This is a genomic window from Tabrizicola soli (assembly GCF_015999335.1).
GTDB classification, from domain to species: domain Bacteria; phylum Pseudomonadota; class Alphaproteobacteria; order Rhodobacterales; family Rhodobacteraceae; genus Tabrizicola; species Tabrizicola soli.
Genome location: NZ_JAEACP010000010.1, coordinates 127,704 through 143,357 on the forward strand (window position 1 = coordinate 127,704; position 15,654 = coordinate 143,357).

General features: G+C 68.1%; 15 protein-coding genes. 1 reads left to right on the forward strand and 14 read right to left on the reverse strand.

All coding sequences use genetic code 11. The annotated features are described in order from the left end of the window. Positions 1-3: 3 nt before the first annotated feature. From I7S92_RS11005 to I7S92_RS11045, 9 genes are all read right to left on the reverse strand, one after another. On the reverse strand, positions 4-609 hold the full coding sequence (locus I7S92_RS11005; RefSeq protein ID WP_287866464.1) for a helix-turn-helix domain-containing protein: 606 nt from the start codon (positions 607-609) through the stop codon (positions 4-6). Between the two features lie 103 nt (positions 610-712). Then, positions 713-1,933 carry a flavin monoamine oxidase family protein gene (locus I7S92_RS11010; RefSeq protein ID WP_197643925.1) on the reverse strand — a complete coding sequence of 407 codons (1,221 nt, stop codon included), beginning with the start codon at positions 1,931-1,933 and terminating at the stop codon, positions 713-715. A 22-nt stretch (positions 1,934-1,955) separates the two neighbouring features. Next, positions 1,956-2,843 carry a DMT family transporter gene (locus I7S92_RS11015; RefSeq protein ID WP_197643927.1) on the reverse strand — a complete coding sequence of 296 codons (888 nt, stop codon included), beginning with the start codon at positions 2,841-2,843 and terminating at the stop codon, positions 1,956-1,958. Between the two features lies 1 nt (position 2,844). Next, positions 2,845-4,158 carry an NAD(P)/FAD-dependent oxidoreductase gene (locus tag I7S92_RS11020; protein WP_197643929.1) on the reverse strand — a complete coding sequence of 438 codons (1,314 nt, stop codon included), beginning with the start codon at positions 4,156-4,158 and terminating at the stop codon, positions 2,845-2,847. A 42-nt stretch (positions 4,159-4,200) separates the two neighbouring features. Continuing rightward, positions 4,201-4,545: a cupin domain-containing protein gene (locus I7S92_RS11025; protein WP_197643931.1), complete on the reverse strand. Its 345-nt coding sequence runs from the start codon at positions 4,543-4,545 to the stop codon at positions 4,201-4,203. A 21-nt stretch (positions 4,546-4,566) separates the two neighbouring features. Further along, the gene (locus I7S92_RS11030; RefSeq protein WP_197643933.1) at positions 4,567-5,616 is read right to left on the reverse strand and encodes an ABC transporter ATP-binding protein; all 1,050 of its coding nucleotides are present in this window, start codon (positions 5,614-5,616) and stop codon (positions 4,567-4,569) included. Between the two features lie 15 nt (positions 5,617-5,631). After that, positions 5,632-6,414 carry an ABC transporter permease gene (locus I7S92_RS11035; protein WP_197643935.1) on the reverse strand — a complete coding sequence of 261 codons (783 nt, stop codon included), beginning with the start codon at positions 6,412-6,414 and terminating at the stop codon, positions 5,632-5,634. Further along, positions 6,414-7,589 carry an ABC transporter permease gene (locus tag I7S92_RS11040; protein WP_197643937.1) on the reverse strand — a complete coding sequence of 392 codons (1,176 nt, stop codon included), beginning with the start codon at positions 7,587-7,589 and terminating at the stop codon, positions 6,414-6,416. Before I7S92_RS11040 ends, I7S92_RS11035 begins: the two co-directional genes overlap by 1 nt. 66 nt (positions 7,590-7,655) lie before the next feature. After that, positions 7,656-8,672 carry an ABC transporter substrate-binding protein gene (locus I7S92_RS11045; protein WP_197643939.1) on the reverse strand — a complete coding sequence of 339 codons (1,017 nt, stop codon included), beginning with the start codon at positions 8,670-8,672 and terminating at the stop codon, positions 7,656-7,658. A gap of 291 nt (positions 8,673-8,963) precedes the next feature. On the opposite strand from I7S92_RS11045, the gene I7S92_RS11050 reads away from it, so the two are divergent. Next, entirely contained in the window at positions 8,964-10,031 is a 1,068-nt protein-coding gene (locus I7S92_RS11050) for a YeeE/YedE family protein (RefSeq protein ID WP_197644098.1), read from the forward strand. A 117-nt stretch (positions 10,032-10,148) separates the two neighbouring features. Here I7S92_RS11050 and I7S92_RS11055 read toward each other — a convergent pair whose 3' ends face one another. Genes I7S92_RS11055 through soxB form a run of 5 tightly spaced genes read right to left on the reverse strand, consistent with a single transcriptional unit; the run spans position 10,149 to position 15,639 of the window. Continuing rightward, positions 10,149-10,586, reverse strand: a complete 438-nt coding sequence (locus tag I7S92_RS11055; RefSeq protein WP_197643942.1) for a DUF302 domain-containing protein — start codon at positions 10,584-10,586, stop codon at positions 10,149-10,151. A gap of 30 nt (positions 10,587-10,616) precedes the next feature. Beyond that, the gene (locus I7S92_RS11060) at positions 10,617-11,522 is read right to left on the reverse strand and encodes an MBL fold metallo-hydrolase (RefSeq protein ID WP_197643945.1); all 906 of its coding nucleotides are present in this window, start codon (positions 11,520-11,522) and stop codon (positions 10,617-10,619) included. Positions 11,523-11,571: 49 nt separating this feature from the next. Then, positions 11,572-12,687: a c-type cytochrome gene (locus I7S92_RS11065; protein WP_197643950.1), complete on the reverse strand. Its 1,116-nt coding sequence runs from the start codon at positions 12,685-12,687 to the stop codon at positions 11,572-11,574. Beyond that, positions 12,671-13,930: a sulfite dehydrogenase gene (gene soxC, locus I7S92_RS11070; protein WP_197643953.1), complete on the reverse strand. Its 1,260-nt coding sequence runs from the start codon at positions 13,928-13,930 to the stop codon at positions 12,671-12,673. The genes I7S92_RS11065 and soxC overlap by 17 nt, the downstream gene beginning before the upstream one ends. A 17-nt stretch (positions 13,931-13,947) precedes the next feature. Beyond that, on the reverse strand, positions 13,948-15,639 hold the full coding sequence (gene soxB / locus I7S92_RS11075; RefSeq protein WP_197643956.1) for a thiosulfohydrolase SoxB: 1,692 nt from the start codon (positions 15,637-15,639) through the stop codon (positions 13,948-13,950). Positions 15,640-15,654 lie beyond the last annotated feature (15 nt).

Consider the following 15,654-nt stretch of genomic DNA (forward strand, 5'->3'; position numbering starts at 1 on the left):
GGATCAGACCGTGGCCGGCGCCACCACCCAGATCACCTCGCAGGTCTCCTCGCCGATGGTCCAGAACCGCACCAGGCTCGACGCCGGAAAGGCGAAGCTGTCGCCGGTGTTGATCTGCATCTCGACCCCGTTCAGCTCCAGCCCCAGGGTGCCGGCGACGACCAGGCCGCACTTGCCGCCCTCGGCATTGCTGTAGGGCTCGCCCGAGGTGGCGCCGGGCTTCATCACGAAGCGCAGCATCTGGATCTGCGGCTGGGTGTCCGGGGTCAGCAGCTCCTTGGTCAGGGCCCCGTCCAGATAGGTCAGCGACCGCCGCGCGTTGGCCGGAACCACGAACTCGGCCGCCTGGCCGCCGTTCTCGCCGTCGCGGTGGAACAGCCAGTTCACCGGCATGTCCATTGCCGCGCAGATCGCGCGCAGGGTCTTGATCGACGGCGCGACGAGGCCGCGTTCGACCTGGCTCAGCATCCCGACCGAGATCCCGGCGGGCTCGGCCACCTGTTTCAGCGACATGCCCCGCATCTGGCGGCGCAGCCGCAGGGTCTCGCCGACCTGGCGTGTATCGCTGTGGTCTCCGGTCGGAGCGGTGTCGGCAAGTGTCTGTGCCACGGGCAATCCCTGTCCTGCAATCGTCACGCCGCACCTGAAGGGCGGGTGCTCCATTATAGGGCCTGTGCCGTAGGACATAAGGCCCTGCGAAAGCCTGCCGGCCTCAGATCAGCGTCAAGAGCTTCGCCGCCCGCGCGCCCGAGTCCAGCGCACCGTTCAGCGAGGCGAAATGGGTATGCTCGCCCGCAAAGGCGATGGCCCCCGCCTTCTGGTCGAAGACCCGGTCCTGCTCCGGCTCCCAGTCGAGGCCCGGCATCGAATAGGCCCCCTCGGTATGCGGGTCGCTGCCCCAGTCGGTCAGCACGCAGGTATCGCTGACCTCGAGGTCGGTGCGGTAGGCGCGCGTCTGTTCCAGCCAATAGGCCGGTCCCTCGTCCAGTTTCAGGCTGGCCATGGTCGCCCGCCCCCCGGCGTAGGAGGTCAGGCTGCCCCGCGCCGCATCGCCCGCGTTGTTCGCGGTGCTCCACGACCACCAGGGCGCGTTCGGGGCCTGGATCCCCCGGGGCGGGGCCTTGCCGCTGACCATGGTGTTCAGCTTGGCCGCCGCGCCCATCACCCGCCCCTCGATCGCCTTGCGCATCGGCGCGGGCAGGTCCAGCGTGCCGATCAGCCGCTGAAGCTTGGGCAGCGGCACGGCGATGACGGCGGCGTCGCCGGCGAACTCCTCGCCGGTGGCCGCGCGCATCGTCACCCGCCCCGAGGCCTGCCGGACCTCGGTGATCTGCGTGTCGAAGCGCACCACGTCGCCGATCCTGCGGTGGATCTCCCTGGCAACGGCGTCGTTCCCCGCCATCACCCGGCCGCGATGTTCCACATAGCCCCCGTCATGGCCCTGGAACATCCGGGCGATGGCGATGCCGTTGACCTGATCGGGGTCGCAGGTCGTGGTGGCGAAGAGCTTCTGGCAATACGGCAGGCTGGCGTAGTCCGGCCCATAGGCCTCGCGCGCGACCTCGCGCAGCGAGACGCGATAGCCGCGGGCCTTGCACAGCCGCTCGGCCGCGGCCGAGAGATCGGCGACATGCCCGGCCAGCTCCTCCTCGGACATGATCGTGCCGTCGACCTGCCAGCGCCGGTCGAAGCTGATCCCCAGCCCGACGATGGGCAGGCCGAACTCTGCGCAGAGACGGCGGATCGTGTGGTCGGTCACACCGATGAACTCGCCGCCATGCTCGAACACCTCGCCGTTCGGCAGCCGCTCGGACCAGCAGCGGCCGCCGACCCGCGTGTTGGACTCGAACAGCTCGACCTCGTGGCCGGCCTTCTGCAACTCCCAGGCGGCATTCAGACCGGCAAGACCGGCACCAGCGACCAGAACCTTCATCTTGGATGCTCCTTGCATCGTTTCATTTCGCCCGCCCCTGCCACATGGTCAGGAGCGCGCAGCTGATCAGGACCAGCGTGCCGACGATGGTCACGCTGTCGGGGAATTCGTCGAAGAACCACCAGCCGGCGAGGATCGCGCCGATCATCTCGGTGTAGGTGAGCGGCGCGATCAGCGAGGCTTCGGCCAGCTCGTAGGCCTTGATGATGAAATACTGCACCGCAAGCCCGATCACCGACAGTTCCAGGATCAGGATCCACTCGGCCGCGCCCATCTCCTTCCACAGGAAGAAGGCCAGCGGCGCCGCCAGCAGGGCCGAGGCGACATGGGTGTAGAACGTCGTCGCCAGCGCCGAGAGCGTTCCGGCCCCCTTGCGGATGATGATGACATAGATCGCCATGCAGCCCCCCGACAGCACCGGCAGGATGCTGGCGGGCTGGAACCCCTCGGCCGCGGGGCGGATGATCATCACCACCGCCGCGAAGCCGACCAGCACGATTCCCCAGCGCAGCAGGCCGACCCTCTCGCCCAGCAGCAGCTTCGACAGGATGACGATGAAGAACGGCTGCACGAAGCTCAGCGCCAGGGTGTTGGCGATCGGCAGGTGCTCCAGCGCCAGCACGTAGCAGGTGATCGCCCCCAGGATCGAGGCCCCGAGCAGCAGGAGCGGCAGCGGACGCCGGGCATGCGGCAGGACCTCGTCCCGCCGCAGCCAGACCAGCGGCGCCAGGAACAGGACGCCCAGCGTCATGCGCTGGAACGTGCTCTGCAGCGGCGAATAGCCGTCCAGCACCAGCACCTTGGCCACCACGTCCGCCAGCGGCACCACCAGCATGGCGATGCACATCAGCATCGCCCCCAGCAGGGGCCGCGCGGCAGGCAGGGGAAGCGTTCCCGCCTGGGATGCCATGTCAGCCCGCCCGGTCGAACAGGCGCGCGGACCTGTCCAGGAAACGGTAGTAGCTGCCGACCGCCGGCAGGAACCACGGATGCCCGTTGTAGAAGTAGATGCGCGGGAAATGGCTGTTGACGATGCCCCGGTCATGGCCCGGCACGCCCAGCATCATCTCGGCCGCGCGATGGCCGAGATAGGTCATCATCGAGATCCCGCCGCCGTTGCAGCACGAGACATAGGCGATCCCGTCCGCCATCCGCCCGACATGCGAGCAGAAGTCATAGGCGAAGCAGACGTTGCCGAACCAGGAATGGGTCAGCTTCGCCTTCTCCAGCGAGGGGAAGGTGTGCAGCATGAAGCGCCGCAGCCCGACCGCCGACTGTTCCGCCGTCGAGGTCTGGAACCGCGCCCTCCCGCCGAACAGGATACGCCGGCCGTCGGGCGAGCGGCGGAAGTAGTAGAGGATATGCTTGGTGTCGCCCGCCACCCGGTTCAGGGGCATCAGCTCCTCGAGCTGGTCGAAGGGCAGCGGTTCCGTCGCGATCATGTAGCTTTGCACCGGGATCGTCCGGTGCCGCAGCCAGGGCGCCTCGGGCCCGACATAGCCGTTGGCGGCCATCAGCAGCTTTTCCGCCGAAAGCTTCACCTCGCCCCCGGTCTGGACATCCTGCACCCGGATCTCGAACCGCCCGGCACCCCGGCTGGTGCCCAGGTAGCGGAAGCCGGTGAAGATCCGCACCCCCAGCGCCCGGGCGCGGTTGGCCAGCGCGCGCACATATTTCGCCGGATGGATCGAGCCGGTGTCATGCTTGACCAGCGCGCCGCGATAGATGTCGGTCTTCAGCACCTTCTGCATCGCCTGCGCGTCCAGCACCTCCACCGTCTTGCGCTTCTCCGGCGCCAGCCCGTCGCGATAGGCGTGGAAGGCCTTCAGGTCCTTGAAGGAATGCGCCCCCGAGACCGAGCCCGAGAGGTTCAGGTCGAAATCGTCGGCCAGCGTCGCGGCCCGCTTCAGCATGAAGGGCATTGCCTGGTCGTAATCGTCCAGGATCTCGCGCGCCCGCTGCATCCCGAAGCGGCGCGCGGCCTGCTCCAGCGAGAATTTTGCGCCCGAGCCGATCTGCCCGCCATTGCGCGAACTGGCCCCCTCGCCGATCCGCATCGCATCCACCACGGCCACATCCGCCATCCCGGCCTCGGCCAGGGTGATCGCCGCGCTGAGGCCCGCATAGCCCGAGCCGACGATCACGACCGCGAACTTGCGGCTGTCGAACTGGCGCTCGCCATGCGCGGGTTCGGCCTCTTCCCACCAGAACGGCAAGGTCTTCATCGCTTTCTCCTGACTCCCTGTTGTCTGCGCCGAAGATCCCGCTCAGGGATCGACGTAGAAGAACACCTTCCGGACCGGCGAGATCGTGCGCCATGTCCCCTGGAAATCCGGGTCGATCCGCACCAGATCGCCCGCCGCGAACCGCCGGGGGGCCGCGCCTTCCTCGGTCAGCTCGATTTCGCCCTCCAGCAGGTAGAAATGCTCGATCCCGCTGCCGGTCCGGTCCATCCGGTGCAGCCCCGGCGTGGCGGCCCAGAACCCGGCCTGCACCGGATCGTCGCCGCTGCAGGGCCAGGCGCGGAACTCGGGTTTCCCCTCCAGCAGTCGGTCGGGATCCGGGCGGTCGATGACCGGCTCCGCGGGCTTCAGGTGTTTCAGCTTGGACAAGGGGAAGGCTCCTTTCGAAATTCAGTCCAGAACGATGGCGTTTTCGGGGGCGAAGATGGCGAACAGCGCCGCGCCGTCCGGGTGCACGCCGCTGCGGGCGCTGCCATAGGCCAGGATCGGGGCGCCCGTGGGCGGGCTCAGTGTGTAAAGCGCACGGTCGCCGGAGTAGGTGGAACTGGTCACCGTCACCGGCAGGGCGATGCGGCCATCCATGGGCGCCTGTCCGGCGATCTCGACATCCTCGGGCCGCAGAAGGGCCAGCGCCTCGCCCTGCGCGCAGTCCGGAACGGGCATGGTGAAGCCGGGACCGCTGAACAGTTGCCCGCCACCGCCACGGTCGATGCGTCCCGCGAAGATGTTGGACTTGCCCACGAACTCGGCCACGAAGCGCGAGACGGGCCGGCGATAGAGCGCATGGGCGGTGTCGAACTGCTCCACCCGGCCCTGGTTCATCACGGCGATGCGGTCCGACATGTGCATCGCCTCCTCCTGGTCGTGGGTGACGTTGATGAAGGTCGTCCCCAGCGTCCGGTGGATCGCGCGCAGCTCCTCCTGCAGGTCGTGGCGCAGCTTCTTGTCCAGCGCCGACATCGGCTCGTCCAGAAGCAGCAGGTCCGGCTTGAACACCAGCGCCCGCGCCAGCGCCACGCGCTGTTGCTGGCCGCCCGAAAGCTCGTGCGGCTTGCGCCCCGCGAAGCGGTCCAGCTGCACCAGCTTCAGCAGCGCGCCGACCCGCTCCGCGATCTCGCCGCGCGGGCGGCGGCGCACCCGCAGCGGATAGGCGATGTTGTCCTCTACCGTCATGTGCGGAAACAGGGCATAGCCCTGGAACACCAGCCCGAAGTTGCGCTTCTCGGGCGGCACCCGGGTGATGTCGCGCCCCTCCAGCAAGACCCCGCCGGAGGAGACCGGCTCGAACCCGGCCAGCACTTTCAGCAGCGTCGTCTTGCCCGAGCCGGAGGGGCCGAGCAGGGTCACGAACTCGCCCTTGGGGATCGACAGCGTCACGTCATGCAGCGCCTGGAACGCGCCGTAATGCTTGGAGACCTGGGTGATTTCTATGAAGGACATCAGACGGTTCCGGGATCAGGATTTCGGGGCCGCGACGCGCATCTGCAGGCGGCGCAAGAGGGCGAGGAACAGAAGGCTCATCAGCGACAGCAGCACGGCGACCACCACGATCGACGGTTGCAGCCGGTCGCGCAGCCCTGCGAACAGCGCGATGGGCAGCGTGGTCGATCCCGGATCGGCCAGGAACAGCGCCACCACCACCTCGTCGAACGAGGTGATGAAGGCGAAGAGCGCGCCGGCGGCGAAGCCCGGCAGGGCCAGCGGCAGCGTGACGGTGCGAAAGCGGAAGCTGCGCGAGGCGCCCATCGACGCCCCCGCCAGGTCCAGGTTCGGGTCCAGCCCGCGCAAGGAGGTCAGGACCGACAGGAAGACCAGCGGCGCGCCAAGCACGGCATGCGCCAGCACCAGCGAGAAATACCCGCCGCCGATCCCCGCCCGGCCGAAGGCATAGGCGAAGGCGACGCCCACGACCACCGACGGCACGATGAGGGGCGAGACGAAGAGCCCCGTCAGCACGACCTGTAGCGCGCGCGGCACCAGGATCACGCCCGTCGCCGCCAGGCCGCCGATCACCAGCGCCAGAGCCATGGCTCCGACCGCGACCTTCAGGCTGTTCAGGAAGGCGTTGACCCAGGTCGGCTGCGTCAGCACCTGATGGAACCAGTCCAGCGTCAGCCCCTCGAGCGGATAGGTCAGGAACGAGCTGGTGTTGAACGCCAGCGGCCAGACCAGCAGCAAGGGCAGCGCCAGGAAGGCGGTGCAGAAGGTGACGGTGCTCCAGAAGATCACGCGCGACATCAGGCGGCCTCCACCTTGCGGCGCGCCGTCGCCCAGCGGGCCAGCCCGGCCAGCGCCACCAGCACGGCGACCATGGCCAGAAGCAGCACCGACAGCGCGGCGGCCATGCCCCAGTTCAGCGTCTTGTTGACGAAATCGGCGATGAACCAGGCCAGCATCTGGTCCTCGGGCCCGCCGGTCAGCGCCGGGGTGACGTAGAAGCCGAGGGACAGGATGAACACCGTCCCGCCCCCGACCGCGACCCCGCGCAGGGTCTGCGGGAAATAGACCCTGAGAAAGGTCTCGACCGGCCCGGCCCCGAGGCTGCGCGAGGCGTCGGCCTGCGAGGCGGGGATCGTCCGCATCACGTTCAGCATCGGCAGGATGGCGAAGGGCAAGAGCACATGCGTCATCGCAAGCAGCGCGCCGAAGCGATTGAAGATCAGCTGCACCGGCTCGGCCACCAGGCCCAGGCCGACGAGGACGGTGTTCACCAGCCCGTTGGTCTGCAACAGCACCACCCAGGCCGTCGTCCGCACCAGGATCGAGGTCCAGAACGACAGGAGCACCACCGCCAGCACGAAGGTGCTGACCCCGGCCGAGCCGTGGGCGGCGGCATAGGCCAGCGGATAGCCGACCAGAAGCGTCAGGATCGTCACCTGCAGCGTGATAACCAGCGTGCGCCCCATCACCCGCAGGTAAAGATCCTCGCCCGAGGCGAGGCTGCCGTCCTCGGCCAGCGTGATCCCCAGCGCGCGCTGATAGTGCTTCCAGGTGATCGGCGCGGCGTTCTCGCGGATGATCGCCCAATAGCCCGGCTCGGCCCAGCGGGCGTCGAAGGCCACCAGTCCCGCCATGGTCGGCGCGATCGCCTCCGCCTCCTTGCCGGTGGACATGATCAGCGAGCGGAAGCCGCTTCGCTGCTGGTTCAGCATCCGGGCCACCTCGCCCAGCTGCTTCTTCTCCATCGTTCCCAGGTCGGCCAGCAGGGCCGCGGCCTCGCCGTCCGGCGTCGCATCCGGTCCCAGCGCCGACAGGTTGTCGAACCGGCCGGACAGCGCCGAATTGTCCACGCTCAGCGTCACCACCGAGGACAGCGGATAGACGAAGACCAGCAGGTACAGCGCCACCGGCAGCATCAGCATCAACAGCGCAGCCGCGCGGCTGCCGTAGGGACGGGCAGGTGCAGAGGACATGGGGAAACTCCGTCAGGGGCGCCGGCCCGCCGCAACGGGCCGGCGCGCGTCACGCTTCGGCGTGGATCACTGGACGATCCAGCTGCTCCAGCGTTCCTTCAGCGCGTCGTAGTTCTCGATCCAGAAGGCGTCGGAATAGGCCAGCGCGGTGGCGATGTTGTCGCCCATCGGCAGGTTCGCCACCACGTCCGGCGGCATCATCGCCGTTGCGCCGGTGTTGGTCGGGCCATAGGGCATCCGCTCCGAGAACTTCACCTGCGCCGCCGCGTCATTGGCGATCTTCAGGAATTCCACCGACTGCTCCTTGAACGGGCTGTCCTTCGGGATCGCCCAGACATCCATGTTGTAGACATGGTTGTTCCAGACGAATTCCAGCGGCTTGCCTTCCTTCTTGGCGCTGATGATGCGGCCGTTGTAGGCCGTGCTCAGCCCGACGTTGCCCGCGACCAGCCACTCGACCGGCTGCGAGCCGGCTTCCCAAAGCTGCAGCTCGGCCTTGATCGTATCCAGCTTCGCGAAGGCCCGGTCCACGCCCTCGGGCGTCGACAGCACGGCATAGACCTCGGCCGGCGGCACCCCGTCGGCCATCAGCGCATATTCCAGGTTCATCGTCGGGTTGTTGGTCATGCCCCGCTTGCCGGGGAACTTCTCCAGGTCGAAGAAATCGGCCCAGTCCTTCGGCGCCTCGGGGAAGGCCGAGGCGTTGTAGGCAAAGCCGTTGCCGATCACCACGTTGCCGACCGCACATTCCTGCACCGCCTCGGGCAGCAGCTCGCCCCCGCCGCCAAGCGCCTCCCAGTCGATCTCCTCCAGCAGGCCCTCGTCGCAGGCCAGCTGGGCATCGGTTCCGCCCATCATCACCAGGTCCCAGGTGACGTTGCCGGTGTCGCCCATCGCCTTCAGTTCGGCGAGGCCCCCCAGATAGGTGGTTTCCAGCAGCGTCAGGCCCTGAGCGGCGGCGAAGGGCTCGAAATAGGCGGCGCGTTGGGCGTCCTGATAGTTGCCCCCCCATGCCGCGATGGTGAAGTCGCGGGCGATGGCCGGGCCAGCAGCGCAGATGATGGCCAGGGCGCTGATCGTCATGGATCTTGTATGTCGCATTGCTTCCTCCCTCGGTTCTCCTGACGGTCACGTCGCATCATGCAAACCGGGATTCACGGATCGATTCGCTGGAGCACACACGCCGCAGATAGCCAAGATTTGCATCTGTCATAAAATTTTGCCACATATTTTTTACTATTATTGCACATTGGGCGGGATGATTGCGTCCGCCGCCCATCGCCCTGCCCCGACCGCCCGGCCGGCCAAGGGTGATCCATGTCAAAGGAAATTCCCGGCGGGCCAGCTATGGTCCCGCAGTCTCTGGAGGAGTCGATGGATCTCGTCGCGCTGCTGGATCATGTGGACGAAACCACCCTCGCCACGGTCATGGGCCTGCTGACGGGTGCGGTTTTCGGCGTCGCCGCCCAGCGGTCCTCGTTCTGCCTGCGCGCGGCGACGGTCGAGTTCGCGCGGGGCTCCCTCGGGCCGCGGGTGGCGGTCTGGCTGCTGGCCTTCTCGACCGCGCTGGTCTGGGTCCAGTCGGCGCATCTTCTCGGCCTGTTCCGGGTCGAGGAGGCGCGGATGATGGCGGTCGCGGGGTCCTGGTCGGGGGCGATCCTCGGGGGGCTGATGTTCGGCGCGGGGATGGTGCTGGCGCGGGGCTGCTCGGGGCGGCTTCTGGTGCTGGCGGCGACGGGGAACCTGCGGGCGGTGATCTCGGGGCTGATCTTCGCGGTGGTGGCGCAGATGTCGCTGCACGGCTGGCTGGCGGGGCTGCGGGGCTGGCTGGCGGGGCTCTGGGTCACGCCGGGCGGGGCGAATGTGAACCTCTTGCACGCCCTCGGCCTGCCGGATGCGGCGGGGCTTGGGCTGGGGCTGGCCATCGCGGCGCTGGCCGTCGTCCTGGTCCGGGTCAACCGGCTGGGCTGGTCGGCGATGGTCTTCGCCTCGGGCGTGGGCTTCGCGGTGGCCCTGGGCTGGGTGCTGACCTTCAGCCTGGCCCAGGTCGCCTTCGAGCCGGCGGCGGTTACCTCGGCGACCTTCTCGGGGCCTTCGGCCAACACGCTGATGTTCTTTCTGACCGAGGATCCGGCGCTGGGGTTCGACATCGGGCTGGTGCCGGGGGCCTTCCTGGGGGCGCTGGTTGCGGGCTGGGTCGGGCGGGAGCTGAAATTCCAGGGTTTTGAGGGCGAGGGCCAGATGCGGCGGTCGATGACAGGGGCCGCGCTGATGGGGTTCGGGGCGATGCTGGCGGGGGGCTGCGCGATCGGGGCGGGGGTCACGGGCGGGTCGATCTTCGTGGCGACGGCCTGGCTCGCGCTGTTCTGCATGTGGGTGGGCGCGGGGGTCACCGACTGGCTGGTGGACCAGGCGGGGCTGCGGCGGGGCGCGGTGGCCTGACGGCTGCCACGCGTGGCAGCGGCGTCGACCCAAGGAAATCAATGGCTTGGCCGCGGGCGTTCAGGAAGCGTCAACCATGTCCTGCGGCGGGGAGGACAAGGCCAGCCGGGCAGCGTTCTACTGGCCTGCCGCCTCACGCGCGATCTCGTCCAGAAGGGTCTGGACCTCTTGCATCGGGCCTTCGGGCATCTGGCGGTAGCCGACCGAGACCTGGCCCGCGCGGTCCATGACGAAGACGCCATAGGGGCAATGGGCGATGTTCAGCGGATCGGCCTCCATCATCTTGCGCGACAGGACGGCGGAGCAGAACAGGAAGACGTCGGCATTGTCGTAGACCTTCACCGTGCTGCCGACATCGGCGGCGGTGCGGTTCAGCATCTCTCCGACATGGCTGCGATAGTCGATCACCAGGCCCTTGCCGATGATCGCGGCCTCGACGGCCATGGTGGCTTCGTCGAAGGTGCCGTCGAAGGGATAGGTGGTGGCCTCTTGCGCGGCGGCGGCGTTGACCGAGAGGCCAAGGGCGAGAGCGGCGGCGAGAGCTGTTCTGGTCATGGTAATCCCTTTCTGTCGGATGCTGCGCGGTCAGCCCGGAACGAAGTGATAGCCGGCCCCGCCGCGTTCGACCCGGCCGATCCCGCCTTCGGGCAGGTGGAAGCCGATGATCGTGTGGCCATCGGCGGCGAGACGGTCGAGAAGTGCGGCGCGGGTGGCGGCGGCCAGCGCCGGATCCTGATCCGAGCCGGAGGCCCAGTCGGGACGCTCGAAGGCGACATGGTGGTTGCCGATGCAGTCGCCAAGGATCATGACGGGGGCCGGCCCGGCGATTTCATAGGCGAGGTGGCCGGGGGTGTGACCCGGAGTCAGGCGGGCGATGATGCCGGGCAGCGGTTCCTCGGCATCGGCCAGAAGGCGGACGCTGTCCGCGATCACGGCCAGCCGCCGCGAGGCGCCCGCCGCGAAGGCCGCCCGCGCCTCGCCGATGGTGTTCGGGGTCTCGGGATCGGTCCAGTAGTCGTATTCGGCCTGGCCGATCATGTGCCGGGCATTGGGGAACAGGGGCTCGTCGAACTCGTCCAGCAGGCCCCAGAGATGGTCGGGGTGGCCATGGGTGAAAAGGACATGGGTCACGTCCTCGACCGTCAGGTCCATGGTGGCCAGCGCCTCGGCCAGCTTGCCGGCGGAGGGCTGGAAATCCGGGCCGGAGCCGACGTCGAACAGGATGGTGTTGGTCCCGTCGCGCAGCAGGGTGACGTTGCAGGGCGGGGTCAGCTGATCGGCCGGCAGGCCGTAGCGGGCGATGATCGCCTGCGCCTCGGCCTCGGGCATGCCGCCCAGGATGAAGTCGGCGGGCAGGACGAGGTTGCCGTCGGAGAGCGTGTCGATCCGGGTTTCGCCAAGGGTGAGGGTGCTGGCGGCCCAGAGGCGGCGGGGCGCGAGGGGCATCGCGGCGGCGGCGCTGGCGGTCAGGAAATGGCGGCGGGTCAGCATGGCGGGCCTCTGCAAAGGGCCCCCGGAATGGCTCCGGGGGGCTGTCGCGTCAGTCGGCGAAGGTGGAAAGCCAGGCGATGACGGCATCGCGGTCCTCGGCCTTCTTCAGGCCGGCGAAGGACATCTTGGTGCCGGGGGCGAAGCCCTTGGGATCCTCGAGGAAGGCGTGCAGCGCCGCCGAATCCCAGATCCCGCCGCCCGTGCCAAGGTCGGTGAGGGGTTTGGAATACTTGAAGCCCTCGGCCGAGGCGATGGCCCGGTCGACGACGCCATTCAGCGCGGGGCCGACGGCGTGCTTCGCCCCCTCGCCGACCTTGTGGCAGGCGGCGCATTTGCGGAACACCTTCTCGCCCGCCTCGATCAGGGCGGGGTCGGCGGCGGCGTGGTCCTCTGGCTCTTCGGTCTCCGGCTCTTCTGCTTCGGGTTCGGCCGCCTCGGGTGCCGGTGCGGCCTCGGGTGCGGGGTCCGCTTCAGCTTCGGCCGGGGCGGTTTCCGAGGCGGCCGTCAGGGGCGGCAGGGTGCCGGCGGGCTTGCCGTCCCCGTCCCTGGGGGTGACGTTCAGCTCGCTGGCGCGCTTGGTGACCTCGGGCGGGGCGGGGCGGCAGTCCGCCATGCAGGGTTCGACGCGGAACAGCGGGTATTCGGTTTCGGCCCGGTCGTCGGGATAGAAGCCCTCGGCATTGGGCATCACGATGGTGGCGAAGTTGTCCTTCGTGAGGGTGAAGTCATCCTCGACCAGCCCGTTCGAGTAGAGCAGGAAGGCGGTGATCGCATAGGTGTCGTCGACCGAGAGCGTCTGCGCCTGGCCGAAGGGCATCGAGCGGTGGACATAGTCGTAGACGGTGGAGAGATAGGGCCAGTAGCTGCCGATGGTCTTGACCGGACGCGGATCGGTCAGCGTGCCGTCGCCGCCGGCAAGGACGGGCCAGCTGTCCAGCCCTTCGGCGAATTCGCCGTGGCACGAGGCGCAGTTCGCGCCGAAGACGTCCTCGCCCGTCAGCACGTCGCCCGAGCCTTCGGGCAGGCCGGTGCCGTCGGGCAGGACGGTGGCGTCCCAGGCGGCGATCTCCTCGGGCAGCGCGGGGCGGCCGAGGCCCAGGGGCTCGGCCACGGCGGGGGTGGCGAGAAGGAGGGCGGCGAGGAGGATCTCAAGCGATTTCGACATTCTCGACCTCTCCGTCGGCGCGCACCCACCAGACCTGGATGCCGTTGTTGTGGTAGACGTTGTTGGTGCCCCGGATCTCGCGCAGGGCCTGTTTGGTGGGCTGGACATAGCCCGTCTCGTCCACGGCGCGGGACATGATGAACATCTCGGACCCGTCCCAGGTCATGTCGTGGTGGAAGCGGGTCAGCGCCTTGGACCGCGCCTCGCCGGTGATGCGGGCGGGGGTCCAGCTGTTGCCGCCGTCGGTCGAGATGTCGACGCGGGTGATCCTGCCGTTGCCCGACCAGGCGAGGCCGGTGATCACCAGGGGGCCGGCGCCGTGGCGGATCGGGGCCTGCGGGCTGGGCTGCGTGATGACGGATTTCGCGTCCATCACCCAGGTCCATTTCCGCGCCCGGCCGTCGGGCATCATGTCGGTGTATTTCGAGGTCTCCTCGCGGCTTTCGACGGCCTGGTCATAGACCGAGATCCGCCGCAGCCACTTGACCCACATGTTGCCCTCCCAGCCTGGAACGACGAGGCGGACCGGGTAGCCGTGTTCCTTGCGCAGGGCCTCGCCATTGGCGAAGAAGGCGACCATGACGTCGTCGAGCGCCTTTTCCAGCGGGATCGAGCGGCCGTTGGACGAGGCGTCGGCACCCTCGACATAGACCCATTTGCCCTCGGGCTTGACCCCGGCCTCGGCCAGGAGGTCGCGCAGCATGACCCCGGTGTATTCCATGTTGTGGATCATGCCCTGGGTGAACTGGCAGCCTTCCAGCTGCGCGCCGCCCCATTCCATGCCGCCGTTGGCCGCGCATTCGCAGAAGGCGATGGAGATCTGGCGCGGGAAGCGGAGGAGGTCCTCGAAGGTGAAGATCAGGGGCTTTTCGACCAGCCCGTTGATCATCAGGCGGTAGTCCTGCTTCGACAGCGTGATCGCGCCCGAATGGTGCCGCTCGAAGGCGCAGCCCTGCGGGGTGATGGTGCCTTCCAGCGCGTGGATCGGGGTGAAGTTGATCGAGGAGGCGGTGCTTTCGGTCAGCCATTCGACGTTGCGGCGGACGACATGCGATTCGAACTCGATCGGCATCCCGTAGGGCGTGGCGTCGACCGGGTCGCCGAAGACCGAGGCCCAGTCCTGCACCTCGGTGATCAGGGGGTCGGCGGTCTGGGCCGTGGCTGCGGTGGCGACAAGGCCCGCGCCGGCGGCGGCGGTGCCGGCCAGGAAGGCGCGGCGGCTGGGTTTGGGTTCGTCGGTCATCTGGCGAACGCGCTCCTTCAGAGTCCGGTCACGGCGACCGGGGTGTCGGGGGCAAGCGCGATGGTGCCCTTGCGCTTGATGTAGGCCTCGACCAGGTCGTAGATCGCGGGGCCTTCGGTGTTCTCGTTGATGCTGGCCCAGCCCGAGACGACATAGGTCCTGGCGGGGTCCAGGGCCTCGCCGGTCTTGAGCAGGGTCATGTCGGACAGACGGCTGCCCTGGGGCTTGGTCACGTCGATGGAATAGGCCATGCCGCCGACGCGGACCATGTCGCCGCCCTGCTGGTAGTAGGGGTCGGGGTTGAACAGGTTGTCGGCCACGTCTTCCAGGATCGTGTGCAGCATCTCGCCGGTCATCTCGGAACGGTAGGCGTTCGGATAGGTGATGGCGGTGCAGTTGTAGAGGTCTTCGCGCGTGATCGGCTGGCCGGGCAGCAGCGAGGGGCCCCAGCGGAAGCCGGGCGAGAGGGCGATGTCGGCCTCGCGTTCCTCGATCAGGGCGTTCAGGATCAGATCGTCCCAGGTGCCGTTGAAGTTGCCGCGCCGGTAAAGGAGGCTTTCTGTCTGGCCCAGCACCTCCTCAAGCTCGGTCTTGAAGGGTTCGCGCTCGGCGTCGATGGCGGCGGCGACCTCGGCGTCGGGGGTGATCACGTCCGAGAAGATGGGGATCAGCTTGTGGCGGAAGCCCAGCATCTTGCCGTCGCGCACATCCAGGTCGACGCGGGAGACGAACTTGCCGTTCGAGCCCGAGGCGATCAGGATCGTCTGGCCAACCAGAACCGGCTCGGGCAGGGCGTCGTGGGTGTGGCCGGTCAGGATCACGTCGATGCCGGGGACATTGCCGGCCAGCTTCCTGTCGACGTCGAAACCGTTGTGCGACAAGAGGACGACCAGCCCCGCGCCGGCATCCCGCACCTCCTGCACGACCTCGGCCATCCGTTCCTCGCGGATGCCGAAGGAGAGATTGGGGAACATCCAGGACGGGTTGGCGATCGGCATGTAGGGGAAGGCCTGGCCGATGACGGCGATCTTCACGCCGCCGCGCTCGAACATCCTGTAGGGCTCGTAGGCGGGTTCTTCCCATTCGGCGTCGAAGATGTTCGCGCCGAGGAAGGGAAAGTCGAGCGTCTCGACGATCTCGGTCACGCGGTCGATGCCAAGGGTGAATTCGAAATGCGAGGTCATCGCGTCGGGCTTCAGGAGGTTCATCACGTTGACCACGTCCTGCCCGGCGGTCTTTAGGCAGGTGTAGGAGCCCTGCCAGGTGTCGCCGCCGTCAAGCAGGAGTGCGTCGGGCCGGGCGGCGCGGATCGCCTTGACCACGGTGGCGACCCGGTCGAGCCCGCCCATCCGGCCATAGGATTTCGCCAGCGCCTCGAAGTCGGGATAGGTCAGGGCATAGGCCTCGGGCGTGCCGGGCTTGATCCCGAACATTTCCAGATAGGCGGGGCCGACGACATGCGGCGGGTTGCCCTTGGCGCCGCCGACGCCGATGTTCCATTCCGGCTCGCGGAAGTAGAGCGGCTTCAGCTGGGCGTGGATGTCGGTGATGTGGATCAGGGTGACATTGCCGAAATCGTCGAATTGCAGGAGCTGGTCCTGGGTCAGCGCCTGCTGGGCCGCCAGCCGCGACCAGTTGCCAAGGCCCGATGCGCCGTAGACCGCCGAGGCGGCCAGCGAGGCCTGAAGAAATTCGCGTCGGGTGATCATCCCCGCTCTCCTTGG

Coding starts and splice junctions, on each gene's coding strand:
- I7S92_RS11010 (WP_197643925.1), bottom strand. CDS start 1,933: ATGAAGGTTCTGGTCGCTGGTGCCGGTCTTGCCGGTCTGAATGCCGCC.
- I7S92_RS11015 (WP_197643927.1), bottom strand. CDS start 2,843: ATGGCATCCCAGGCGGGAACGCTTCCCCTGCCTGCCGCGCGGCCCCTG.
- I7S92_RS11020 (WP_197643929.1), bottom strand. CDS start 4,158: ATGAAGACCTTGCCGTTCTGGTGGGAAGAGGCCGAACCCGCGCATGGC.
- I7S92_RS11030 (WP_197643933.1), bottom strand. CDS start 5,616: ATGTCCTTCATAGAAATCACCCAGGTCTCCAAGCATTACGGCGCGTTC.
- I7S92_RS11035 (WP_197643935.1), bottom strand. CDS start 6,414: ATGTCGCGCGTGATCTTCTGGAGCACCGTCACCTTCTGCACCGCCTTC.
- I7S92_RS11040 (WP_197643937.1), bottom strand. CDS start 7,589: ATGTCCTCTGCACCTGCCCGTCCCTACGGCAGCCGCGCGGCTGCGCTG.
- I7S92_RS11045 (WP_197643939.1), bottom strand. CDS start 8,672: ATGACGATCAGCGCCCTGGCCATCATCTGCGCTGCTGGCCCGGCCATC.
- I7S92_RS11050 (WP_197644098.1), top strand. CDS start 8,964: ATGGATCTCGTCGCGCTGCTGGATCATGTGGACGAAACCACCCTCGCC.
- I7S92_RS11055 (WP_197643942.1), bottom strand. CDS start 10,586: ATGACCAGAACAGCTCTCGCCGCCGCTCTCGCCCTTGGCCTCTCGGTC.
- I7S92_RS11060 (WP_197643945.1), bottom strand. CDS start 11,522: ATGCTGACCCGCCGCCATTTCCTGACCGCCAGCGCCGCCGCCGCGATG.
- I7S92_RS11065 (WP_197643950.1), bottom strand. CDS start 12,687: ATGTCGAAATCGCTTGAGATCCTCCTCGCCGCCCTCCTTCTCGCCACC.
- soxC (WP_197643953.1), bottom strand. CDS start 13,930: ATGACCGACGAACCCAAACCCAGCCGCCGCGCCTTCCTGGCCGGCACC.
- soxB (WP_197643956.1), bottom strand. CDS start 15,639: ATGATCACCCGACGCGAATTTCTTCAGGCCTCGCTGGCCGCCTCGGCG.